This is a genomic window from Photobacterium lipolyticum (assembly GCF_003026475.1).
GTDB classification, from domain to species: Bacteria; Pseudomonadota; Gammaproteobacteria; order Enterobacterales; family Vibrionaceae; genus Photobacterium; species Photobacterium lipolyticum.
On record NZ_PYMC01000007.1, the window covers coordinates 14,272 to 37,674 of the forward strand.

Consider the following 23,403-nt stretch of genomic DNA (forward strand, 5'->3'; position numbering starts at 1 on the left):
CTTATCTCCCCTTAACCTAGGCTGATCTGGACGTCAACGCCAGCAGCTAGATCTAGACGCATTAGAGCATCAACAGTTTTATCTGTAGGCTCAACGATGTCGATAAGACGCTTGTGAGTACGGATTTCGTACTGATCACGTGCATCTTTATTGACGTGTGGAGAAATAAGAACAGTGAAGCGCTCTTTGCGAGTCGGTAGTGGAATAGGACCACGAACCTGCGCGCCAGTACGCTTAGCTGTTTCAACGATTTCCGCAGTAGACTGGTCGATCAAACGGTGATCGAACGCCTTTAGGCGGATACGAATACGTTGGTTCTGCATTAGACAGAGCTCCAGTAAAATTTACACAAACAATATCGCCATTCACGCTCATCTGAACGAGGGAATGCCGATTGATTTATGTGAAACCGTAGTACCCCTTTTGGGTACGTTGTCAGTCAATTTAATGACTGCGAACATAAGTCAGAGTATACATTACCAAGTCGTTTACGAGCGACTTCTTCCTCAACGCTTATTGGTTCACAACTATCTTTAATGAGACAGTGGCGTGCATTATACAGATCACACTTTTAAGCGCAAGCCTTGATCGAAAAATAATCGTTCGAGATACGAAAGTCGATTTGATCTGAAAGGAAGTCCATCATTAGGCTTCCCTATTTTGTTTCAGTAATTCGTTGTTAGGGCATCGACACTGAGGCTGTACGCTGGCTTTAACCTGAAATTTGTGTCTGGCTATAATTCGCGTTGCCTATTTTTTCAATCAGGTCTAGCTGGGTTTCAAACCAATCAGCATGCTCTTTTTCTTTTTGCTGGATATCCCGAAACAAGTCACGGGTAACGTAATCATGAACTTTTTCAGCATAAGCAATAGCATCATTTAGCTCGAGCATCGCAGCCATCTCCAACGCTAAATCGCACTCCAGCATATCCCGCGGATCTTCACCAATATCGAGCTTGCCTAAATCGGGCAGATCCGGCGATCCACCTAACAACAGGATGCGTTTAATCAGGTGCTCGGCATGCTTCCTGTCATCTCGCGATTCATGAGATTCCTTGTGGGCGAGACGAGTTAAGCCCCATTCCTTATATATTCTTGCATGAAGGGCGTATTGGTTGATGGCGACTAATTCATTGGCCAGCACTTCGTTGAGATATTTAATGATTTTCGGGTCGGTTTTCATGGGAAGGGGGATACTTTTCTGTCAGGTCTTTTAATAGTAGAACCAATTTCAAGAGTGTCAAAAAAGTGAGAGCCAAGATTGACTCGATTTTTGTCGCTTATGATAAATACCGGCTCGGTGACCTTCTGGGCCTGACTGATACGGTTCCCGTATTGCGATCCCAAAGTGGGTCGATATCAGTCAGTTTCGAGCAGTTAACTGATTATTACACAGTACTTAATTTACAGGCATAAAAAAAGGGAGCCCTTAGGCTCCCTTTTCGTGTCGTTCAATTATTGCAAATTAAGCAACGATTGTAGCAACAACACCAGCACCAACTGTACGGCCACCTTCACGGATAGCAAAACGTAGACCTTCGTCCATCGCGATAGGAGCGATTAGAGTAACAGTCATAGAGATGTTATCACCAGGCATTACCATTTCAACGCCTTCTGGTAGCTCGATAGTACCAGTTACGTCAGTTGTACGGAAGTAGAACTGTGGACGGTAACCTTTGAAGAAAGGAGTGTGACGACCGCCTTCATCTTTAGAAAGAACATAGATTTCTGAAGTGAAAGTAGTGTGTGGAGTGATTGAACCTGGCTTAGCAAGAACCTGACCACGTTCAACTTCGTCACGCTTAGTACCACGTAGAAGAACACCAACGTTCTCACCAGCACGGCCTTCGTCAAGAAGCTTACGGAACATCTCAACACCAGTACATGTAGTAGTGATAGTGTCTTTGATACCAACGATAGCAACTTCGTCACCTACGCGAACGATACCTTGCTCAACACGACCAGTTACAACAGTACCACGGCCCTGGATTGAGAATACATCTTCGATAGGAAGGATGAATGGTAGATCGATTGCACGCTCAGGCTCAGGGATGTAGTTATCTAGAGCTTCAGCTAGTTCAATGATCTTCTCTTCCCACTGAGCTTCACCGTTAAGTGCGCCAAGTGCAGAACCCATGATTACTGGGCAGTCATCACCTGGGAAGTCGTACTCAGAAAGAAGTTCACGAACTTCCATTTCTACTAGTTCTAGTAGCTCTTCATCATCAACCATGTCACATTTGTTCATGAATACGATGATGTAAGGGATACCAACCTGACGACCAAGAAGGATGTGCTCACGAGTCTGAGGCATAGGGCCATCAGTTGCAGCAACAACTAGGATACCACCATCCATTTGAGCAGCACCAGTGATCATGTTTTTAACATAATCGGCGTGTCCTGGGCAGTCAACGTGTGCGTAGTGACGAGTTGGAGTATCGTACTCTACGTGAGAAGTAGAGATTGTGATACCGCGCTCGCGCTCTTCTGGAGCGTTATCGATAGATGCGAAGTCTTTAGCAACACCGCCGTAAACTTTTGCAAGAGTAGTACAGATAGCTGCAGTTAGAGTTGTTTTACCGTGATCGACGTGGCCAATTGTACCAACGTTAACGTGCGGTTTTACGCGTTCAAATTTTTCTTTAGACACAATCGTGTTCCTTCCTAGTTAAGATACGCCCCCTACTAGGTTAGGGGACGCGTCCGAAGTTTGTATTTTAATGCGCCAACCGCAGTTGACGCAAATAATTCAGTTATGTGCGCTCTGCGATGATGCCATCTGCAATGTTCTTAGGAACTTCAAAGTACTCATGAAATTCCATCGAGTAAGACGCACGGCCTTGAGTTGCAGAACGTAAGTCAGTTGCATAACCAAACATTGAAGACAGAGGTACCTTAGCATGAATGATTTTAAGACCCGCCAGGCCATCGTCCATACCTTCGATCATGCCGCGACGACGGTTAAGATCGCCAACCACATCACCCATCCAGTCTTCAGGAGTCGTTACTTCAACTTTCATCATGGGTTCAAGAATAACCGGGCTTGCTTCTAGCGCACCTTTCCTGAATGCCATTGAACCTGCGATTTTAAACGCCATTTCGCTGGAGTCAACATCGTGATAAGAACCATCGAACAACGTCGCTTTCACGTCAAGAACAGGGTAGCCCGCAAGCACACCGTTCTTCATTTGCTCTTCGATACCCTTAGATACTGAACCAATATATTCTTTTGGTACAGCACCGCCGACGATTTCATCAACGAATACGAAACCTTCACCAGGTTCCGACGGTTCAATCTTCAGCCATACATGACCAAACTGACCGCGGCCACCGGATTGACGTACAAACTTGCCTTCAACTTCTGTTTTACCACGAATAGTTTCGCGATAAGCAACCTGAGGTTTACCCACGTTACAGTCAACGCTGAATTCACGCTTCATACGGTCAACGATGATATCAAGGTGAAGTTCACCCATACCAGAAATTAACGTCTGGCCTGATTCATCATCGGTTTCCACTCGGAAAGATGGATCTTCTGCCGCTAGCTTACCCAGCGCGACACCCATCTTTTCTTGATCAGCTTGCGATCTTGGCTCAACCGCGATCTGAATTACTGGTTCAGGAAACTCCATACGCTCAAGAATAACTTTGTCATTCAGATCGCACAGAGTATCACCAGTAGTTACGCTTTTAAGACCAATTGCCGCAGCGATATCACCGGCACGGATTTCTTTGATCTCTTCACGTTTGTTCGCGTGCATCTGAACGATACGACCAAAACGCTCACGTTTTTCTTTAACAGAGTTGTAGACGGTATCACCAGTGTTTACAACACCAGAATAAACACGCATGAACGTCAATGTACCTACGAACGGGTCGGTTGCGATCTTAAACGCAAGCGCTGAGAAGGGTTCGTCATCGCTTGAATGACGCTCAACAGCATTACCTTGTTCGTCTTCACCGTTGATAGCTTTCACTTCGGTTGGTGAAGGTAGGAAATCGATAACTGCATCCAGTACTGCCTGAACACCTTTGTTCTTAAAGGCAGAACCACAGGTTGCCAGCACGATTTCATTGTTCAGAGTACGATGACGAAGACCTGCCTTAATTTCTTCTTCAGACAGTTCACCTTCTTCAAGGTATTTTTCCATTAGTTCTTCAGTAGCTTCTGCTGCTGATTCAACTAAGTTCATGCGCCATTCATCAGCAAGGTCTTGCAGCTCTGCTGGGATGTCTTCATGGGTGAAAGTCATACCTTGATCTTCTTCCGACCAGTTAATGGTCTTCATTTTGATCAGGTCGATTACACCTTTAAATTCTTCTTCAGCACCAATGTTAAGCTGGATTGGCACTGGGTTCGCACCAAGACGGTTCTTAATCTGGTCAACAACACGCAGGAAGTCTGCACCAGCACGGTCCATCTTGTTTACGAAAACCATACGCGGCACTTCGTACTTATCAGCCTGACGCCATACAGTCTCAGACTGCGGTTCAACACCGGAAGCACCACAGAAAACTACAACAGCACCATCGAGTACTCGCAAGGAACGTTCTACTTCGATAGTGAAGTCAACGTGTCCCGGGGTATCAATGATATTTACGCGATGCTCTGGAAACTGACCGTCCATACCACGCCAGAACGTAGTAGTCGCAGCGGATGTGATAGTGATACCACGCTCCTGCTCCTGCTCCATCCAGTCCATAGTAGCAGCGCCGTCGTGTACTTCACCGATCTTGTGAGATAGGCCTGTATAAAACAGGATTCGCTCGGTAGTAGTTGTTTTACCGGCGTCGACGTGAGCACAGATACCGATATTACGGTAGCGCTCGATAGGCGTTTTACGAGCCACGGTTGTATCCTCTTACTAAGGGTTACCTTAGAGTATGGTTTAGACACAGCAGGAATCGCCTGCTGTGTCCATTTGCTATTACCAGCGGTAATGTGCGAACGCTTTGTTCGCGTCTGCCATACGGTGAACGTCTTCACGTTTCTTAACAGCAGTACCTTTGTTGTCAGCCGCATCAAGCATTTCGCCTGCTAGACGCTGAGCCATAGATTTTTCACCACGCTTACGCGCAGCATCAACTAACCAGCGCATAGCTAGTGCGTTACGACGTACTGGACGTACTTCTACAGGCACCTGGTAAGTTGAACCACCAACACGGCGAGATTTAACTTCTACCGCAGGGCGTACATTTTCAAGAGCTTTTTCAAATACAGATAAACATTCTTCACCAGAACGCTCAGCCATAGTATCTAGTGCAGTGTAAACGATTTTTTCTGCAGTAGATTTCTTTCCGTCAACCATAAGGATGTTAACGAATTTTGCCAGCAGATCAGATCCGAACTTAGGGTCAGATAGAATTTTACGCTGGCCGATTACGCGACGACGTGGCATGGATATATCTCCGTTGTCTTCTTCAGGTTATCCAAAACTTTTCAGTTTTTTCAAATTTAATTTAAATGTTTGGCCTTACTTAACGGAATCCATTAAGACTTAGGACGCTTAACACCGTACTTAGAACGACCTTTCTTACGGTCGTTAACGCCTGCACAGTCAAGTGCACCACGAACGGTGTGGTAACGCACACCTGGTAAATCTTTAACACGACCACCACGGATAAGAACAACTGAGTGCTCCTGAAGGTTGTGACCTTCACCGCCGATGTATGAAGTAACTTCAAAGCCGTTAGTCAGACGAACACGACATACTTTACGTAGTGCGGAGTTCGGTTTTTTAGGTGTAGTAGTGTAAACACGAGTACATACACCACGCTTTTGCGGGCACGCTGCTAGCGCAGGCACGTTGCTTTTTACAACTTGCTTTACACGTGGCTTGCGAACCAGCTGGTTAATAGTTGCCATTAAATAGCTCCTGAAATATTACTTTCGTAAAATGTGAAAAATCTGCCTCCCAACAACAGGAGGACGCGAAATTTTAGGCGTCGCACAATGGGGTGTCAAGATGTATACAACGATCAATCATGTGATCATTTCTTAAACAATCATAAAATTTGACAGGCTATGTTGTATAAAGCGTGATTTTATGCCCAATTCATCTGCGTTTCATGCTCAACAGAAAGTGAAACAAACCCTTTATAATCAACAACCTCAAAGGAATTATCCACTTTATCGATAATTCCTCGAGCCAAAAGATCTTCTTTCAGTAAATAAATTCTTACACCTGAATTTTTTATTGCTTCACACCAGAAATTTTCTCTTAATCCGGCAATTACTGCATCTTGGAGCAATAAAATCTCATCATCTTGGCTTATATAGCGTAGACAGCTTTGCAGAGACTGGGTATGAAAAGGTGATGTTGTGATGGTATGTAACATATCGACCTCAGAAGCTTAGCATGCGTTGGCAATGTTGCAATTTCATTGTTATTTCGGCTTCATCCAGTATGGTCACATCAATAATCAAATCCTCTTCCGTCAGCCCCCGCTCTGCCATTGAATGCCGACAGACATAGATATTCTCAATGTCGTATAAATCGAGCATTTTGAAGGTGGCGATATAATCGCGGGATAAAATTTTGGCAGGCTGTTGATTGTTCAGTAACTGAAAAACACCATCGTCAATGAAGAACAAATGTAAATTTTCACTGTAGGCTGATGTGGCCAATACCGCATCAAGCCCTTCTCGACCACAGCTTTTACCATGCGGGGCACTTCGGAATACAAAGCCTAACGGTTTCATGTTGCTCACTTAAAATGGGTAACTTAAAATTGAATCACACGATCAGCCGTCAGCAGTGCTTCCGCTAAACCGCCCAGCCCTGCCTGTTCAAACCCTGTTGCCAGATTATTGCCAGGCAACTGATTCTGTTCGGCTTCCTGCTCACCAACAATGCCGCGCCGCAATGCTGCCGCAACACAGGTTTGCAGCTCAATATTATGTGCGATGGACAACTGTTGCCAGGCGGCAACCAAATCAAATTCATCCGACGCGGGTGCTGTCAGCGCAGAACCATTATGAACACCGTCCTGGTAAAAAAAGATCCGGGACAATCGATGCCCCTGCTCTACTACCGCCTGCGCAAATTGATATGCCGAACGAGCTGATTGACGGCCATATGCCGGGCCGTCAACCACCAAGACATAATTCAATATCATTTTTCGCCATCCTCAGTTTTACGCTGACGAATATAGAGGTACACGGTGTGTTTGGAGATATTCAAGCGATCAGCAACCCGATTGATGGCATCTTTAATATCGAAAATGCCCTTATCGTACAACTCCATCACAATTTGCCGGTTTTTGGCGTTGTTCGATACGCCTTTATCCGCATTAATTTCTTCAATCGTACGTTCAACAGTCTGATCCACCAGCTCATCAACATCACTGGCAAAATTGACTGTTGAAGCCGCATGCTTCGCCTCATCGGTAGGCATGAAAGATTGCAGAATTTGTGAAAAAGGGGCATCGAGGTTAATGTTAATACACAGCAAACCAATGATCCGCTTTTCACCATTACGAATGGCAATGGTGATCGACTTCATCAAGTCACCACCTTTCGCTCGAGTGAAATAGGCACGAGAAAAGTTACGCTCAGAACCTTCAATATCCCGCAACATCCGCAGCGCCAGATCGGTAATTGGCGATCCAACCTTACGCCCGGTATTTTCACCGTTGGCAATCTTGATTGCCGACGTATTCAGATCCGCTAATGAATGCAATACGATCTCACAAAACGGACCGATCAATGCCGCCAGGCCATCAACCACGGCTTCATAAGAGTGTAAAATAATATAGTCATGCTCAGTGAAAGCGCGAGTTTCAACCAAGTCACTTTCAATCATGACATCAGAACCAAAGTTATCTGTAGAGACCACTGTTCAAATCTTCCTTGCAAATACCCATTACATTCATTATCAGCTCAACCGAGAGTCAATAGATAATCAATAGAATGGACATAAATTCAAATCTTGTTAGCAAGTTTATCAGAATATCGATAAAAAAAGACCCAACACAGGTCGGGTCTTATCAAACTATCTGCAAAATTTATCAGCGGTAATCAAGAAAATTACTGCGTTTTTACTTCAGCAGCAGGTTGCTTCGCTTTCACGATCTCAAGCAACTCAACTTCAAACACAAGCGTTGAGTTGGCAGGAATGCTTGGATTTGCCTGAGATCCGTATGCCAGTTCTGGCGGGATAACAAACTTAAACTTAGAACCTACCGGCATTAGCTGTACACCTTCAGTCCAGCCAGGGATCACTTGATTTAGTGGGAATGTCGCAGGCTGGTTACGCTTGTAAGAGCTATCAAACTCAGTACCGTCAGTCAGCATGCCTTTATAGTGTACTTTTACTGTATCTGTTGCCGCTGGCTTTTCGCCTTCACCTTGCTTTTCGACTTGGTATAAAAGACCTGACTCAGTCTTCGCTACGCCGTCCTGCTTTTCAAATTCAGCACGGAAGTCTTCGCCTGCTTTGATGTTTTTCTCAGATTCCACTTTCGCTTTTTCTGCAACGATATCAGAGACACGCTTATCAAGTTCCTGAAGCGCCTGCTGTGTTTCTTCTGGTGTCATGCGGCTCTTGTTCGCAAAGACATCACTCACACCAGCTAGTACGTCATCACGGTTCAGTTCCAGGCCAAGCTCTTTTTGCTGGTCCAGGTTAGCAGCAAGGTATTGCGCAAGAGAGGCACCAATTGCGTAAGCTGATTTTTGGTCTTCAGAGGCAAACGCTTCTTTTGCTTGTTCAGCGGTTGCTGTATCTGCTGCTACCTGCTCTACTTTTGCAGGCTCAGCGGATTGTGTTTCCGCCGCTTTTTCATCTTGGCAGCCAACGGCCAGTAGGATTGTTGCAGCCAGAACAGACATCTTTAGAACAGGTTTCATGTATTTCTCCATCAGTCGATGAGGTAATGCCTCATTTTTTAGCTTTGCTTTTCACAGTAGGTGTGAAAAACATGCCATATCAATATACTACTACCAGTTTTATTAAGTAACTGCCTAACAATTGTGTTTATTCAGTTATTTAATACGATTGATAGCATTCTTTACTTAGCAAAACAAACCGGAACCAGACCTTAATGCGCAAAATATTCCCCAGAATTAGCATCATTTGGGCACTGATATTACTCAGTGGCTGTTTTTTTTCCGGTTCGGAAATCCAACGCTGGGTTTTAGCCCCTGAAGGCGCAACCAGTTTCAGTCTCAGCAGAGACGGTCGGTTTGCCCTTTTCAATTCAGCCCAACAAGGTATCGTGCTATGGGACCTACAGCAAAACAAAAGGTTAGCAGACTTCGGTTCTCAAGATCCACATCACAATACCGTCCTTTCCAGTAAAATTTCTGACAACAATCGCTACGCTATTACCGCCACGGCACAGAACTTTGCGGTGTGGGATTTAGCCTGGGGGCAATCAGACGGTTTATGGTCCATTTCTGATGGCATTATTCGCGATGTCGATATCGCCAATAACGGCCAGCACGTTGTCCTTGGGCTCTCTAACGGCAAAGCACTCTATATCGACTTGGGCACTGGACGTCGCTTAGAGTTCCTTGCACACCGAGAAAAAGTTAACTCTGTTGCGATTTCAGCCAACGGACAGTATGCCTTGTCTGGCGGCAATGACTATTTTGCGTATTTATGGGATACCCGAACAGGCCAGATCATTTATCGTTTCGAACACACTTCCCGGATCAGCCGGGTCGCCCTGCAACGTCATGGGAAACTGGCGTTAACGGCCGATGGCACCAATGATATTTTTGTCTGGGATCTGACCAGCGGCAAGAAACAGGCGGAACTTGCCGTACGCTTACGCCAGCAGAATTTATCCAGCGCCCGTTTCTCCGAAGATGGAACACGGCTAGTGACAGGTACCCCTTCGCGGCGAGTAGAACTCTGGGATAGCACGACGGGCAAGAATCTGGGACGCTGGGAAGCGGCTCCCCTACAAGATGCTAGACCACCGTCTGCAGTGGTGTATGATGTGGCCATTACAGCTTCTGGACAGGTGATCTCTGGTACATCTGCTGGTATTGCCCAAGCTTGGACGACAGATTAAAACCAATCAGAGGCAGCTCTGGCTGGTATAACGTTTATTGGTATATAACCTCATGACTAATATTGAAAAACTACAGGCTCAGATTGACGAGCTGGAAATGAAGCAGGCTTTTCAGGAACAAACTATTGACGAGCTGAACCAGGCGTTAACCGATCAGCAATTCCAATTTGATAAAATGCAGGTTCAGCTTAAATTCCTGGTTGGAAAAGTAAAAGGCTTCCAGGGCTCAAACATGGCCGAAGAATCTGAAGAGACACCGCCACCGCATTATTGATCTGAGTATCGAGGCTCGAGTAGCGAGAAAAATCTCGCACCTCGGCACTCGCAACTCGATTTCTGGAAATTAAAACGGGAAGCCTAGGCTTCCCGTTTTTTATATATTCTTAATCAAGAAAGGCTCTTAATAAGAGTGCTTCTTAGTGAGAACAGCCACAGCCGCCTTTCTCTTCACCGCCGCAACAACCACCTTCTTCATCGTGATCGTGTTCATGGTCGTGGTCGCCGCAGCCACCGCCGCCACAACAGCCGCCGCCCTGATGGATGTGACCATGTTCGATTTCTTCTTCTGTCGCAGCACGCAAGGCAACAACTTCAGCCGTGAACGTCAGCGTCTGACCTGCAAGCATGTGGTTACCGTCAACCACCACTTCGTCACCGTCCACTTCAGTGACTTCTACAGGGATTGGACCCTGATCAGTATCCGCCAAGAAACGCATACCAACAGTAATTTCATCAACACCCTGGAATACGTCGGCTGGTACGCGCTGTACCATTTCCTCAACGTGCTCACCGTATGCATCTTCAGGAGCAACAGTCACTTCAAACTTGTCGCCGGCTTCACGACCTTCTAGCGCTTTCTCTAGGCCAACAATCAGATTGTTGTGACCGTGCAGGTAATCAAGTGGTGCATCAGTAGTTGATTGATCGACTACGATGCCTTCTTCAGTTTTCACTTGATATGCCAAACTTACTACGATGTCTTTAACGACTTTCATGTTTACTCCGAAATTTGAGCCAGGTGTTGAGCTTGGTGTTAAGACGGTATAATACCTATCTTGGCACCATGATACTAGAGCCTGTTTATTCAGGTTTGAAAATGCCAATCACTTGCTGTTTTTTATCTTTGGCAAGGTGTTCGCTTTGTTCTACCGATTGAGGAACGCGACGGTCTGTATGCTGGCACTCAACACACTCGACTATCTCTATATCATTTTCTTTCCACCAGCGTAAGGTGTCTTGTTTTTGACAGGCAGGACACACCGCACCAGCAATAAATCGTTTTTTCATAATCACTTCCATTTGCAAATCCAAACAATGCGGTCTGAATTAATCCCAACCATTATGCCGTTCACGCTCGCCGCGCATCTCGCGATCAAAGATGTCTTCCAGCTCTTTCCGGGCCTCTCTCGCCCGTGACGCCAGATGAACATCTTCCGAATGCTGTGGCAATAAATCCCGCAACGCTGTAGTGTCAAGTTTACGGAAGTGTGCTTCTGCCCGTTTAGCTTTATACGGGTGCATGCCTAAAGATATGAGGGTTTGACGGCCTAAATCAAGCGCACTGGCAAAAGTTTCACGTGAAAAATTCTCTACCCCGAGGCTCAGCAACTGATGTGCCTCGACCCGACTCCGTGCGCGCGCCAGCACCTTCAAATTCGGAAAGTACTGCTGGCACAGGGTGACGATTTCCATCACTTCATCAGGTTCATCGGCGCAGATAATAATGGCTTCTGCTTTATCGGCCCCGGCCGCACGTAATAAATCCAGCTGCGTGGCATCGCCGTAATACACCTTGTAACCGAATTTACGCAAAAACTGTATTTGGCTAGGATCCCGCTCCAGCACCGTTACCCTGATTTTATTAGCAAATAATAACCGCCCGACCACCTGACCAAAACGACCAAATCCGGTAATAATGACTCGCGGCTCACGATCAATAACATCGGTTTCCAGCGTCTCTTCGTCGGCTCTGAAAGTATGAATAAACCACTTTTCTTGCAGCAGCAGTATCAACGGTGTGGTCATCATTGAAATACTGACGACCACCAGCAGAAATGCCGCCAGCGATTCACCCAGCAGCCCTTCACCTTTTGCGGCCGTAAACAAAACAAACGCAAATTCACCGCCCTGACTGAGTATTGCCGCCATCTGACTCCGTGACTTAGCACGAATACCGAACAGTCGTGCAAGGCCATAAAGCAACAGCCCTTTAACGACGACCAACGCCACCACAGCCACTAAAATCAGCAGCGGAAATTCCAGTAGCAAACCGAGGTTGACCGCCATCCCGACTGAAATAAAGAACAGCCCCAGCAACAAGCCTTTGAACGGTTCAATGGCTATTTCTAATTCATGGCGATATTCACTCTCGGCCAGTAACACCCCCGCCAGGAATGTGCCAAGTGCCATTGACAGCCCGAGCGACTGCATCCCCAAAGCAATGCCAATCACTAACAACAGGGCCGCAACATTAAACAGTTCGCGTACCCCGCTGAGAACCACCCAGCGAAACAGCGGCCGCAATAAATAATGACCGCCCACTAATAAGGCACCGATCCCGCCGATCATCCAGGTAAAATCTAGCCAGCTGCCGCCACCGCCGCCAGCCAGTACCGGCAGGATAGCCAGCATAGGGATCACGGCAATATCCTGAAACAGCAATACCGCAAACCCAGATTGCCCGGTTTCACTGCCATCAAGGTTTTGTTCTTCAATTACCCGTAATGCGATGGCCGTCGATGACAATGCCAGCCCCATACCGACCACCAGCGCATCACGCCAGCTGATCGCAGGCCAAAACAGGCTGCTTGCCATGACAATCGCGGTGATCACAATGCTGGTCAGCACCACCTGACTGCCGCCAAGACCGAGGATAGGCTTGCGCATTTGCCACAGTTTTTTGGGGTTTAGTTCTAAGCCAATGAGAAACAACAGCAGCACGACGCCAAACTCAGAGAAATGAAGAATGGCATCAACATCGGTGATCAGGCTCAGCCCCCACGGACCAATGGCAATTCCTGCCAGCAGGTAACCCAAAACCGACCCCAGGCCCAAGCGCTGGGCAATCGGCACCGCAACGACAGCCGCCGCAAGAAAAACCACACTGACTGACAACACATCATTCGCCATGAAGATTCCCCTTCTGCGTTGTATAAGCATGTGTATCTTGCTCGCTGCCTGCAAAAGGATGCTCCAGCCAGGCTCGGTAATCCAGCGCATGTTGCAGACGTTCGCGAACAGGGATCCGCCGTGCCCAGTGCAGCACCAAAGGCTCGATCCAGTTCATTTGGCACAAGTCAGCGGTTAACTCGAAGGGCTTAAGAATTTCAGCAATACTGCACCGGTTATAGCCATCCGGGGTATACGCTTCAGCCGCTCCGCCGGTGGTGACGACAGAACGCCAGTATTTACCTTTGGTTGATATCCCTTCACCGTGGGCATAACCTTTGCTCAAAACCACATCAATCCATTCTTTGAGCAACGCCGGGCAAGAATACATATAGAGCGGATGTTGAAATACGATAATATCGTACTGTTCAATGAGTCGCTGCTCCTGCCCGACATCGATAAAAAAGTCAGGATAAGCACCATAAAGATCATGAATGGTGACATGCGGTAAGTCGGCAATACTTGCCAGCATCTCCCGGTTAGCAACCGACTCTTGCGGATCAGGGTGAGCAAATATCACCAGAATTTTAGGCCGTCCTTGTGTCATCATCTCTTTCCTTACGCCCTCTTTCTGGCTGCCCTTTCCGGTATAACACTACCTTAACATTTATACACATCATACATAATTGTTACTCCTGCGGATCGTCTGAATCAAAATTCATAACCGCTTCCCTCTCAATCACGCCGCATAATTATCACTGCGTTAGCAGTCAGTGGCGGTTTGGTATAGACTGCCGCTCATTTCGTGCACTTTATTTTGCGGAGCGGGCTACCCCGACACTATCGATGATTACCTTTTCGGACATGCAACTTTTACGAGGCGGTAAAGTCCTTCTCGATAACGCCACTGCTACTATTCATCCCGGTGACAAAGTCGGGCTAGTTGGTAAGAACGGCTGTGGTAAATCGACCTTATTTGCTTTATTAAAAAATGAATTGAGTCTAGATGCCGGTAATTGCCAATTCCCGTCTAACTGGGAATTGGCCTGGGTAGCACAGGAAACACCTGCACTTGAACGCAATGCCATTGAATATGTCATTGATGGTGACCGTGAATATCGTCAACTTGAACGTGATTTAGCAGCCGCAGAAGAGAGCAACGATGGTACTAAAGTCGCCGAGCTTCATGGCAAGCTAGATACCATTGGCGGCTATACGATCAATGCACGCGCCGCTGAATTGCTCGACGGTCTTGGTTTTTCCCAAGAACAAATGCAATGGCACCTAACCCAGTTTTCGGGTGGCTGGCGTATGCGTTTGAACCTGGCTCAAGCACTGTTATGTCGCTCCGATCTGCTCCTGCTCGATGAACCGACTAACCACTTAGATCTCGACGCAGTTATGTGGCTGGAAAAATGGTTACAGAGCTACCGTGGTACCTTAGTACTGATTTCTCATGACCGTGATTTTCTTGACCCTGTGGTTAACCGCATCATTCATGTTGAGAACCAGACACTAAACAGCTACACCGGTAACTATTCATCGTTTGAAGTGCAACGCGCTGAAAAGTTAGTGCTGCAACAAGCCATGTATCAGAAACAGCAGAAGCAAGTTTCTCACATGCAATCGTATATTGACCGATTCCGTTATAAAGCGAGCAAAGCACGCCAAGCACAAAGCCGAATTAAAGCACTCGACCGAATGGAAAAAGTGCTGCCGGCACAGCTTGATAACCCGTTTCTTTTTGAGTTCCGAGAGCCACAAGCATTACCGAATCCGATCATGATGATGGATCAGGTAGCTGCGGGTTATAGCAATAACCTCATATTAGAAAAGATCCGCCTTAACCTGGTACCTGGTAGCCGGATTGGTTTGCTGGGTCGTAACGGTGCCGGTAAATCGACACTGATCAAGCTGTTATCTGGTGAGCTTCCAGCACAAGCCGGCGATTTAACCTACTCGCAAGGTGTGAAAATTGGTTACTTTGCCCAGCATCAGCTGGAAACATTGCGCCTTGACGATACGCCACTGCAGCATTTAGCACGACTTGCCCCACAATCAACCGAGCAGCAGCTTCGTGATTACCTTGGTAGCTTTGGTTTCAACGGTGAAAAAGCCCTTGATAAAGTTGGACCATTTTCTGGCGGTGAGAAAGCCCGATTAGTATTAGCGCTGCTGGTATGGCAACGTCCTAACTTATTGTTGCTCGATGAACCGACTAACCACCTTGATTTGGATATGCGCCAAGCATTAACCTTTGCGCTGCAATCTTATGAAGGCGCCATGGTTATCGTTAGTCACGACCGTTATCTATTAAGAGCAACGACGGATGACCTGTATCTTGTTCATGATCGTCAAGTTACCCCATTTGATGGCGACCTGACGGACTATCATAAATGGTTAGCCGAACAGCAACGTAATGAGCGTCGAGAGTTACAAGCAGCCAAACCTGACGTAACCAAAGAAAACAGCGCAGCATCACGTAAAGAACAAAAGCGTCTGGAAGCGGAGTTTCGCAAACAGACCGCGCCACTACGCAAAAAAATCACTAAGCTTGATCAGCAGATGGAAAAGCTAGGGGCTGATATTGCTGAGGCCGAAAACCAGCTAGCGGATCCGGCGATCTATGAAGCCGACAACAAAGCTCGCCTCCATGAGCAGCTAAAACGCCAGAGTGATGCCAAATCAGCACTGGAAGAGGTGGAGATGGAGTGGATGGATCTGCAAGAGCAGGTGGAAGCGATGGAGCAGGAATTTAATATTGGTGATCTTTAAGCCCGGTCATCTAAAGCAATGACCTCTGAACCATTACGCTTTTATCACCAGGATTTCTGGCAGTTCAGCCTGAGCCATTATGCTCAGGCTGGCGTCCAGTCAGCCTGTCTCTGCCTGCAGAATAGCTATCAGGGCAATGTTAACCTGGCCCTGCTGTTACACTGGCTCGACTGTCAGCATCAAAGCCTAACGGACTCTTCACAACACCAACTCATCACCTGTCTAGGCGCCAGTGACAATCTACTGCAGCAGTATCGCACCATGCGTGATCAATTAAAGCCACTACTGGATGAAGCGGGATACAAGCAGTTACTGGCGTTCGAGCTGAAGCTGGAAAAAGGCCAGCAGCAGGCGCTTATCGCTCAGCTCAACCTCTGCTTGCTGCAACAGACACCTCACCATGGCTCCACCGATAACCTAAAAAGATATTGCGAACAGCTAGGCGCGAGCCAGTTGCTCCCTCAGCTAACGGCAACCAACTAGCACCTATAGCACCGAGAGCCTAGAACCTAGAACCGAAGTTCAGCGCCCCATTCAGTCGCCATATACTGCAACAAGGCTTGCAGATACTTGCTGAATTGTCAGAGAAATGTCCGATAAATGATTTTCCCCTATAATGCCTGTGTAGTGCCGGACTAAAGTAACAAGCATAAGTTGAAAATATAACGTCAAACATGAGTGGAGCCATGATGCCTTTTAAGCCAGCGAACGGGCTGCGCAACGCCCATTTACAAACCTTGATCCCGCGGTTTATCCGCCGCAAGCCTCTGTTTACCCCGGTGATTCAGCGCATTGAGACGCCTGACGGCGATTTCCTCGATCTGGCCTGGACAGCCGCTCCCGCTGAGCATCCCCGAGATAAACCACTGATGATTCTGTTCCATGGCTTAGAAGGCAGTTTTAACAGCCCCTATGCCAACGGCTTGCTCCATGCCGCCAGACAACAAGATTGGTTGGGGGTAATGATGCATTTTCGCGGTTGCAGTGGAGAGATCAACCGTCAGGCCCGCGGTTACCACTCGGGAGAAACCAGTGATGCCAGATTCTTTATTAACTGGCTGAAACAGCAATTCCCCGATGCCCCCTTGTATGCTGTCGGAGTCTCGCTTGGCGGTAACATGCTGGTTAACTACCTGGCGGAAACCGGGGATGAATCTGGATTAACCGCTGCGCAGGTGATTTCACCACCGTTGGATTTAGAAGCTTGCTCAGTGCGAATCCAACAAGGGTTTTCCAGGATCTATCAGCAGTACCTGCTTAATTCACTGAAGAACACCTTAGCCAAGAAGATTATAGCCTTGCCTAATGCCATGCCCGTGGCAGCAGAGCAAGTACAGCACATTCAGTCACTGTGGCAGTTTGACGATCAGGTTACCGCTCCCCTGCATGGTTTTAAAGATGCCGCAGACTACTACCAACAATGTAGCGGACTCAGTAAACTCCATCAGGTCAAAATTCCATTGCGGATCATCCATGCGAAAGACGACCCTTTCATGACCCAGCGAGTTATTCCTCTGCAACCGCTGCCTGCAAATATTGATTATCACTTAACGGCGAATGGCGGTCATGTGGGTTTTGTTTCCGGTTCCTGGCGCAATCCTGATTTCTGGTTGGAAAAGACGGTACCGGAATGGTTTAAGAAGCAGCCAGATCCTAGAGACTAGAGACTAGAGACTAGAGACTAGATTCGAGTCACGAGTGTGGTCCTGCAAGCAGGATCCATAAGTTCGAATTGAGGTTCAAGCATTTTGCTTTTCCTCTCCACTAGAACCTAGTTACTCGAAACTGTTTATCCATAGGGCCATAGTACCGCTCTACAATCTATGAAATTAACAATATAATCAGCAATCCAGTAAAGAACAGATGCAGTAACTATGATTATTCCCTGGCAAGATATCGGCTCTGACACCCTAAATAATCTGATTGAACACTTTGTGCTGCGCGAAGGCACGGACTATGGTGAGACCGAGCTCAATATGGAACACAAGGTACAATATGTCCGAAAGCAGCTTGAATCAGGCGATGCGGTGATCGTCTTTTCTGAACTGCATGAATCTGTTGATATTAAACTCCGCAGAGATCTCAATTAACGGATATCCCCCGTTCAAAAACCAACTTCCCCTTGACCCTGGCGCAACACCCTGTTAATAACTTTTATCGTTAACATTAACGACAGGGTATGTCATGTCTGCAAAACATCCGATAATTGCAGTAACAGGGTCTTCTGGTGCTGGCACATCCACCACTTCAGAAGCATTTCGCAAAATGTTCAATATGATGAACTTCAATGCCGCCTTGCTGGAGGGGGATAGCTTCCATCGCTTTAGCCGCCCGGAAATGGATGTTGAAATTCGTAAAGCCAAAGAGCAAGGCCGCCATGTCAGCTATTTTGGCCCGCAAGCTAACGACTTCGCCCAACTGGAAGCCTTTTTCCGCCAGTATGGTGACGATGGCAGTGGTCAATTCCGTCGCTACCTGCATACTTTTGACGAAGCGGTCCCCTACAATCAAATGCCGGGATCCTTCACGCCATGGCAGGATCTGCCTGAAAATACGGATGTGCTCTTTTACGAAGGTTTACATGGCGGTGTTGTTGATGGTGAGATCAATGCCGCACAACACGTCGATTTGCTGATTGGTATGGTGCCGATTGTAAACCTGGAATGGATTCAGAAGATCGTCCGCGACACACGTGACCGGGGCCACTCCCGAGAAGCGGTCATGGAGTCTATCGTCCGCTCGATGGACGATTATCTCAATTATATTACGCCGCAATTTTCGCGCACCCATATCAACTTCCAACGCGTGCCGACCGTCGATACGTCCAACCCATTCAGTGCCAAAGGCATTCCAAGTCTGGATGAAAGCTTTGTGGTCATTCGCTTCCGCGGAATTAAAAATGTCGATTTCCCGTATCTGCTATCAATGATCCAGGGCTCGTTTATGTCACGCCATAACACCCTGGTGGTACCGGGCGGGAAAATGAGCTTTGCGATGGAGCTGATCATGCGTCCGCTGATCCAGAAGTTAATCGACACCGGAAAGATCGGGTAAACCCGACGCGAGGGGTAAGTGGCGAGTAACGCGATGCGGGCTTCCCGTTACGCGACAGATATCGACTATGGACCTGTGGTCCTGTGGTCCTGTGGTCCTGTGGTCCTGTGGTCCTGTGGTCCTGTGGTCCTGTGGTCCTGTGGTCCTGTGGTCCTGTGGTCCTGTGGTCCTGTGGTCCTGTGGTCCTGCAAACAGGCTCTCCGAGCCATAGTTGGGAGTCAAGCTGTGGCTCTTTCTCGAAACTCGAACCTAATGACTCGACACTGTTTGTCCATAGGTCCATAGCACCACTTTTCTCTATCCTCGGCTCTCGTAACTCGAAACTGTTTATTCGAAACTTAGCCCTGAATTATTTCATACGAATGCGTCATCTCTACCCCTTCGCCCAGCATCAGGCACACAGAGCAGTATTTCTGCAGTGAATCTGCGACGACGCTGGCAACCCGAGCCTCATCCAGATCATGGCCAGTAACCACAAAATGCAGGTTAGCCGAAGTGAAAATACGCGGTGACTGTTCACGGCGAACAGAAGCAATCTGCGCCTCGCAACCGGTGATTTTCTGTCCCGCTGATTGCAAACCGTCGACGACATCAACTGAACTACAGCCACCAGCAGCCATCAATACCATTTCCATCGGACTGGGTGCTTTTTCGCCCCCATTGCCATCCATGACGACACTGTGACCAGAATCTGTCTGCCCCAGAAAGGTCATCCCTTCTACCCATTTCACTCGTGATTGCATTGCTTTCTCCTTACTCAAAACAGGGTAATTCTGCATTAACTAACAACTGTGTGATCATGTGCACACTTATGAGTACCAAATGGCCATTTCAGATAGATCAATATCAAGAAAAACACGCCGAAAAAAGATAAACTCTCAATTAAATATTCAAGTGAACTTGCAGCCCAGCGGCTGAATGAATATCCTAATCAGCGAACAATTATATTGTTAGGCCCAGCCTTGAATTATATGGATGTCGTTGTTGGGCAACAAACGCAGAGGAAGTTAGAAATATGGTTCCAGGTAAACCTCAAACAGATCCAACTCTAGAGTGGTTTCTTTCCCATTGCCACATTCACAAATATCCGTCAAAGAGTACTTTGATCCATGCGGGAGAGAAAGCAGAAACTCTCTACTACATTGTGAAAGGTTCTGTTGCCGTATTGATCAAGGATGAAGAAGGCAAAGAAATGATCCTGTCTTACCTTAACCAGGGTGACTTCATCGGTGAGCTAGGCTTATTTGAAGAAGAGCAGGAACGTACTGCATGGGTACGTGCCAAGAGTCCTTGTGAAGTGGCAGAAATTTCTTTCAAAAAATTCCGCCAGCTTATTCAGGTCAACCCTGATATTCTGATGCGCCTTTCTGCACAGATGGCCAGCCGTCTGCAAATCACTAGCCAGAAAGTAGGCGATCTTGCATTCCTTGACGTAACAGGCCGTATTGCACAGACATTGCTAAACCTTGCAAAACAACCTGATGCAATGACTCACCCAGACGGTATGCAAATTAAGATCACCCGTCAGGAAATCGGTCAGATTGTGGGCTGTTCGCGTGAAACGGTAGGTCGTATCCTTAAGATGCTGGAAGAGCAGAATCTGATTTCTGCCCACGGCAAAACTATCGTGGTTTACGGCACTCGCTAACCGACCAGCGAGTACATTGATAAAAAGCCGCTTAATGCGGCTTTTTTTGTAACTGCGAAACATATAATTATCACCAGAAGGCATAAAGAGATCGCAAAACGTATATTCTGTCGTGCCCGTCGCTGTTTATTCACTTGCCAACAGCAATGGCAGTGCTACATTGTGCATATTGAGTATTTCAGAGGGGTCTTGATATGGATATCGAACGCTTTTCTCCGCACACCCAGGTTCCCGCTCAGGCTGTCATTGGATCGTTACCCGCGACCATTGAAATGACGGGCTTTAGCGATCCTCGTCATTACCTTGAACAGCAAACCCTGTTCAGCCAGCGTCAACGCACCGTCCATGGTAAGGAGTTATGGAGCCCTACTTTAGATTGCCACCAAGCAAACCAATAATTTGAAACGAAAAACAGCGGCCAAGACCGCTGTTTTATTCCCCGGTTTACTTTACTGTAACAATGTCTTACTAACTCGTACTTTCGAAGATCTTATCCGCCGACGCTTCAACAAACCCGCGGTACAGTTCACCATCCGCCTGAGGATAACGCTTAGCAAACTCATAGAAGCCGCCAGGGATTATTTTCTCACCGTCAAGAAAATCTACCGCGACCTTGTCAGCCATAGTGGCCGACTGTTCCAGCATCACCTCTGGCCCCCCTTTCACTTCACCGCCCGCCTCATTAATCGCAAAACCATTGTGGCGCAGCAGATGGTTCACTTCACGGATCTCAGTGAACTGCTCCAGCTGGTTAATACTGACGGTAAAATGATTGGCCCCGAAGCCATGCGCGGCAACCCAGCCTGCATACTCGCTCTCTGCCGATAACATCTCATACGTCGCCGAATCGAGATCCCACAAACGGCCACAGCAAACAAACTCAGGATCATGAATTGCCAGCTCCGGCACCTGATCAACCAGTCCGCGTACCGTCTCCTGCAGCAGAGAAGAACACTGTCCCAGCAGCAGTTCGCTGATAAAGACTTTTGGCGCTAATGGATTCGGATGCTCAAAATGCTCTGCATACAGCTTTTTTGCTTCAAAATGGTACTTACCACATGGCTTATAGCCAATTGCAATGAAAGGGGCGGCCAGCTTATCCAACCCCACTTTCGGCAGATTAAAGGTCCGCAGGGCAATGTGATCATTGAGCAGGGGTTCATCTTCGGTTAACAGATCATGCACCTTCGCTGCCGATGGGCACAGACGTTGCGTATAGTCTTGCCACAGGGCATTAAACAATTGTTCCACTCTTTCCATGATGAATATCTCCCCTTGCTGATAATGATTGCCGTCATAAACGGGTATCGGTGATTACAGCTGAACCCCAGGTGACAGCTGTGCCGGCAGCTCAGTTTGTTCACCTTCCATCGATGCCATAGGGTAAGCACAGTAGTCAGCGGCATAATAAGCACTCGGACGCAGGTTGCCTGATGCGCCAGGCCCACCAAACGGTGCATCACCGCTGGCTCCAGTCAACTGACGGTTGCGGTTTACAATACCGGCACGGATATGATCAATAAAATATTGCCATTCCGCATCATCGGTAGAAACCAGGCCGGCAGACAAACCATAGCGAGTATCATTCGCCATCGCGACGGCCTGCGGCAGATCCTGATAACGGACAACCTGAAGCAATGGGCCAAAGTATTCTTCATCTGGCAGGTCAGCGACCTGGCTCACTTCAATAATAGCAGGTGTGACTACCGCCCCCTGGCCACGTTTCGCTTCAAGTAATAACTCTCCGCCTAAACTCACCAGGTTTGCTTGCGCGGCAATGATCCCGTCAGCCGCTCGTTCTGAAATTTGCGGCCCCATAAACGGTTGCGGTTCAGCAAATGGGCCATCAATTTTCAGCTGACCTGTCGCTTTAACCAGACAGTTCAGAATCGCGTCACCTTCCGGCCCTTGCGGCAAATACAGGCGGCGAGCACAAGTACAGCGCTGGCCAGCACTGATAAACGCTGACTGAATAATAGTGTAGACCGTTGCATCAAGCTCGCCATAAGCTTTCGAGATCACCATCGGGTTGTTGCCCCCCATCTCCAGCGCCAGCATCTTGCCGGGCTGTCCGGCAAACTGACGGTGCAGGATATGGCCGGTATTAGCACTGCCGGTAAACAGCAAGCCATCAATTCCTTTCGAGCCCGCTAACGCCTCGCCCGTTGCACGTGCTCCCTGAACCATATTAATCACACCTTCAGGTAAGCCCGCCTGTTGCCACAGCTTCATGGTTTCTGCTGCCACTTTCGGCGTCAGCTCTGAAGGCTTAAAGACCACGGTGTTGCCCGATATCAGGGCCGGTACGATATGACCGTTGGGTAAATGACCGGGGAAGTTATACGGGCCAAATACCGCCATCACGCCAATCGGGCGATGACGCAAGACTGCCGCAGTACCGGCGATATCTTTTTGCCTTTCACCGGTTCGCTCATGGTAAGCGCGCAGTGAAATGGCTATTTTTCCGACCATGGCAGCGGCTTCCGTACGGCTTTCCCACAATGGCTTACCGGTCTCTTCAGCAATAGTACGGGCAATATGCTCACTGTGTTCTTTTACCAGCTCAGCAAATTTTTCCACAATAGCCTGGCGGTCAGCTAAACCTGTTTTACGCCAGCTCACCAGGGCTTGACGGGCACAGGTTACAGCCTGTTCTACCTGTTCCGGGGTTGCAGCCTGCCCTTGCCAAATCACTTCGCCACTAAAAGGGTTCAGTGACTGCATCGGCTCACCCAGCCCTGCCACCCATTTTCCCGCAATCCATTGAGTCATTATGTTCTCCTTTCTCTGCCCGT

Annotated in this window: 27 protein-coding genes; 9 read left to right on the forward strand and 18 right to left on the reverse strand. The window is 47.7% G+C overall.

All coding sequences use genetic code 11. The features are described from left to right. Positions 1 to 11: 11 nt before the first annotated feature. From rpsJ to fkpA, 11 genes are all read right to left on the reverse strand, one after another. The gene (gene rpsJ / locus C9I89_RS10995; protein WP_005501283.1) at positions 12 to 323 is read right to left on the reverse strand and encodes a 30S ribosomal protein S10; all 312 of its coding nucleotides are present in this window, start codon (positions 321 to 323) and stop codon (positions 12 to 14) included. Between the two features lie 389 nt (positions 324 to 712). Next, positions 713 to 1,183 carry a bacterioferritin gene (gene bfr, locus C9I89_RS11000; RefSeq protein WP_107283407.1) on the reverse strand — a complete coding sequence of 157 codons (471 nt, stop codon included), beginning with the start codon at positions 1,181 to 1,183 and terminating at the stop codon, positions 713 to 715. A gap of 282 nt (positions 1,184 to 1,465) precedes the next feature. Next, positions 1,466 to 2,650, reverse strand: a complete 1,185-nt coding sequence (tuf, locus tag C9I89_RS11005; protein ID WP_107283408.1) for an elongation factor Tu — start codon at positions 2,648 to 2,650, stop codon at positions 1,466 to 1,468. Positions 2,651 to 2,753: 103 nt separating this feature from the next. Then, the gene (fusA, locus tag C9I89_RS11010; protein WP_107283409.1) at positions 2,754 to 4,850 is read right to left on the reverse strand and encodes an elongation factor G; all 2,097 of its coding nucleotides are present in this window, start codon (positions 4,848 to 4,850) and stop codon (positions 2,754 to 2,756) included. Positions 4,851 to 4,928: 78 nt separating this feature from the next. Further along, positions 4,929 to 5,399 (reverse strand): 30S ribosomal protein S7, encoded by a 471-nt coding sequence (rpsG, locus tag C9I89_RS11015; RefSeq protein WP_107283410.1) that lies wholly within the window; start codon positions 5,397 to 5,399, stop codon positions 4,929 to 4,931. A 92-nt stretch (positions 5,400 to 5,491) separates the two neighbouring features. Further along, positions 5,492 to 5,866, reverse strand: coding sequence for a 30S ribosomal protein S12 (gene rpsL, locus C9I89_RS11020; protein WP_107283411.1), 375 nt, complete (start codon positions 5,864 to 5,866; stop codon positions 5,492 to 5,494). A 179-nt stretch (positions 5,867 to 6,045) separates the two neighbouring features. Then, positions 6,046 to 6,339, reverse strand: a complete 294-nt coding sequence (gene tusB / locus C9I89_RS11025; protein WP_107283412.1) for a sulfurtransferase complex subunit TusB — start codon at positions 6,337 to 6,339, stop codon at positions 6,046 to 6,048. A 7-nt stretch (positions 6,340 to 6,346) separates the two neighbouring features. Beyond that, positions 6,347 to 6,703 carry a sulfurtransferase complex subunit TusC gene (tusC, locus tag C9I89_RS11030; protein WP_107283413.1) on the reverse strand — a complete coding sequence of 119 codons (357 nt, stop codon included), beginning with the start codon at positions 6,701 to 6,703 and terminating at the stop codon, positions 6,347 to 6,349. Positions 6,704 to 6,726: 23 nt separating this feature from the next. Continuing rightward, positions 6,727 to 7,119 (reverse strand): sulfurtransferase complex subunit TusD, encoded by a 393-nt coding sequence (gene tusD / locus C9I89_RS11035; protein ID WP_107283414.1) that lies wholly within the window; start codon positions 7,117 to 7,119, stop codon positions 6,727 to 6,729. Beyond that, positions 7,116 to 7,805, reverse strand: a complete 690-nt coding sequence (locus C9I89_RS11040; protein ID WP_425440412.1) for a helix-turn-helix transcriptional regulator — start codon at positions 7,803 to 7,805, stop codon at positions 7,116 to 7,118. The genes tusD and C9I89_RS11040 overlap by 4 nt, the downstream gene beginning before the upstream one ends. A 224-nt stretch (positions 7,806 to 8,029) precedes the next feature. Further along, positions 8,030 to 8,851 carry an FKBP-type peptidyl-prolyl cis-trans isomerase gene (gene fkpA, locus C9I89_RS11045; RefSeq protein WP_107283416.1) on the reverse strand — a complete coding sequence of 274 codons (822 nt, stop codon included), beginning with the start codon at positions 8,849 to 8,851 and terminating at the stop codon, positions 8,030 to 8,032. 194 nt (positions 8,852 to 9,045) lie between these two features. Here fkpA and C9I89_RS11050 point away from each other — a divergent pair, with 194 nt between their 5' ends. Together C9I89_RS11050 and C9I89_RS11055 are read left to right on the forward strand one after the other, a co-directional pair. Continuing rightward, on the forward strand, positions 9,046 to 10,023 hold the full coding sequence (locus C9I89_RS11050; protein WP_107283417.1) for a WD40 repeat domain-containing protein: 978 nt from the start codon (positions 9,046 to 9,048) through the stop codon (positions 10,021 to 10,023). Between the two features lie 52 nt (positions 10,024 to 10,075). Beyond that, the gene (locus C9I89_RS11055) at positions 10,076 to 10,297 is read left to right on the forward strand and encodes a SlyX family protein (RefSeq protein WP_107283418.1); all 222 of its coding nucleotides are present in this window, start codon (positions 10,076 to 10,078) and stop codon (positions 10,295 to 10,297) included. A 142-nt stretch (positions 10,298 to 10,439) separates the two neighbouring features. On the opposite strand, the gene slyD is transcribed toward C9I89_RS11055, so the two are convergent. The 4 genes from slyD to kefG form a co-directional block, all read right to left on the reverse strand. Further along, entirely contained in the window at positions 10,440 to 11,018 is a 579-nt protein-coding gene (gene slyD / locus C9I89_RS11060; protein WP_107283419.1) for a peptidylprolyl isomerase, read from the reverse strand. Positions 11,019 to 11,103: 85 nt separating this feature from the next. Then, positions 11,104 to 11,310, reverse strand: coding sequence for a YheV family putative zinc ribbon protein (locus tag C9I89_RS11065; RefSeq protein WP_107283602.1), 207 nt, complete (start codon positions 11,308 to 11,310; stop codon positions 11,104 to 11,106). Between the two features lie 39 nt (positions 11,311 to 11,349). Next, entirely contained in the window at positions 11,350 to 13,152 is a 1,803-nt protein-coding gene (gene kefB / locus C9I89_RS11070) for a glutathione-regulated potassium-efflux system protein KefB (RefSeq protein WP_107283420.1), read from the reverse strand. Beyond that, positions 13,142 to 13,741, reverse strand: coding sequence for a glutathione-regulated potassium-efflux system ancillary protein KefG (gene kefG / locus C9I89_RS11075; protein WP_107283421.1), 600 nt, complete (start codon positions 13,739 to 13,741; stop codon positions 13,142 to 13,144). Before kefG ends, kefB begins: the two co-directional genes overlap by 11 nt. A 236-nt stretch (positions 13,742 to 13,977) precedes the next feature. Between kefG and C9I89_RS11080 the strand changes: the two genes are divergently transcribed. From C9I89_RS11080 to C9I89_RS11100, 5 genes are all read left to right on the forward strand, one after another. Next, the gene (locus C9I89_RS11080) at positions 13,978 to 15,906 is read left to right on the forward strand and encodes an ABC transporter ATP-binding protein (protein WP_107283422.1); all 1,929 of its coding nucleotides are present in this window, start codon (positions 13,978 to 13,980) and stop codon (positions 15,904 to 15,906) included. An 18-nt stretch (positions 15,907 to 15,924) separates the two neighbouring features. Next, positions 15,925 to 16,389, forward strand: coding sequence for a TIGR02444 family protein (locus C9I89_RS11085; protein ID WP_107283423.1), 465 nt, complete (start codon positions 15,925 to 15,927; stop codon positions 16,387 to 16,389). A 203-nt stretch (positions 16,390 to 16,592) separates the two neighbouring features. Then, positions 16,593 to 17,570: a hydrolase gene (locus tag C9I89_RS11090; RefSeq protein ID WP_107283424.1), complete on the forward strand. Its 978-nt coding sequence runs from the start codon at positions 16,593 to 16,595 to the stop codon at positions 17,568 to 17,570. Positions 17,571 to 17,780: 210 nt separating this feature from the next. Further along, positions 17,781 to 17,996, forward strand: coding sequence for a YheU family protein (locus C9I89_RS11095; RefSeq protein ID WP_107283425.1), 216 nt, complete (start codon positions 17,781 to 17,783; stop codon positions 17,994 to 17,996). A 94-nt stretch (positions 17,997 to 18,090) separates the two neighbouring features. Continuing rightward, positions 18,091 to 18,960 (forward strand): phosphoribulokinase, encoded by an 870-nt coding sequence (locus C9I89_RS11100; RefSeq protein ID WP_107283426.1) that lies wholly within the window; start codon positions 18,091 to 18,093, stop codon positions 18,958 to 18,960. Between the two features lie 338 nt (positions 18,961 to 19,298). Here the strand turns inward: C9I89_RS11100 and C9I89_RS11110 are convergent, their stop codons facing one another. Then, complete coding sequence (locus C9I89_RS11110) at positions 19,299 to 19,703, reverse strand: OsmC family protein (protein ID WP_107283428.1); 405 nt, start codon at positions 19,701 to 19,703, stop codon at positions 19,299 to 19,301. Between the two features lie 272 nt (positions 19,704 to 19,975). Here C9I89_RS11110 and crp point away from each other — a divergent pair, with 272 nt between their 5' ends. Both crp and C9I89_RS11120 read left to right on the forward strand, forming a co-directional pair. Next, positions 19,976 to 20,608, forward strand: coding sequence for a cAMP-activated global transcriptional regulator CRP (gene crp / locus C9I89_RS11115; protein WP_107283429.1), 633 nt, complete (start codon positions 19,976 to 19,978; stop codon positions 20,606 to 20,608). A gap of 194 nt (positions 20,609 to 20,802) precedes the next feature. Then, positions 20,803 to 21,006, forward strand: coding sequence for a hypothetical protein (locus tag C9I89_RS11120; RefSeq protein WP_107283430.1), 204 nt, complete (start codon positions 20,803 to 20,805; stop codon positions 21,004 to 21,006). A gap of 70 nt (positions 21,007 to 21,076) precedes the next feature. Here the strand turns inward: C9I89_RS11120 and C9I89_RS11125 are convergent, their stop codons facing one another. Further along, positions 21,077 to 21,868, reverse strand: coding sequence for a DUF1338 domain-containing protein (locus C9I89_RS11125; protein ID WP_107283431.1), 792 nt, complete (start codon positions 21,866 to 21,868; stop codon positions 21,077 to 21,079). Between the two features lie 54 nt (positions 21,869 to 21,922). Then, on the reverse strand, positions 21,923 to 23,380 hold the full coding sequence (gene astD, locus C9I89_RS11130; protein ID WP_107283432.1) for a succinylglutamate-semialdehyde dehydrogenase: 1,458 nt from the start codon (positions 23,378 to 23,380) through the stop codon (positions 21,923 to 21,925). Positions 23,381 to 23,403 lie beyond the last annotated feature (23 nt).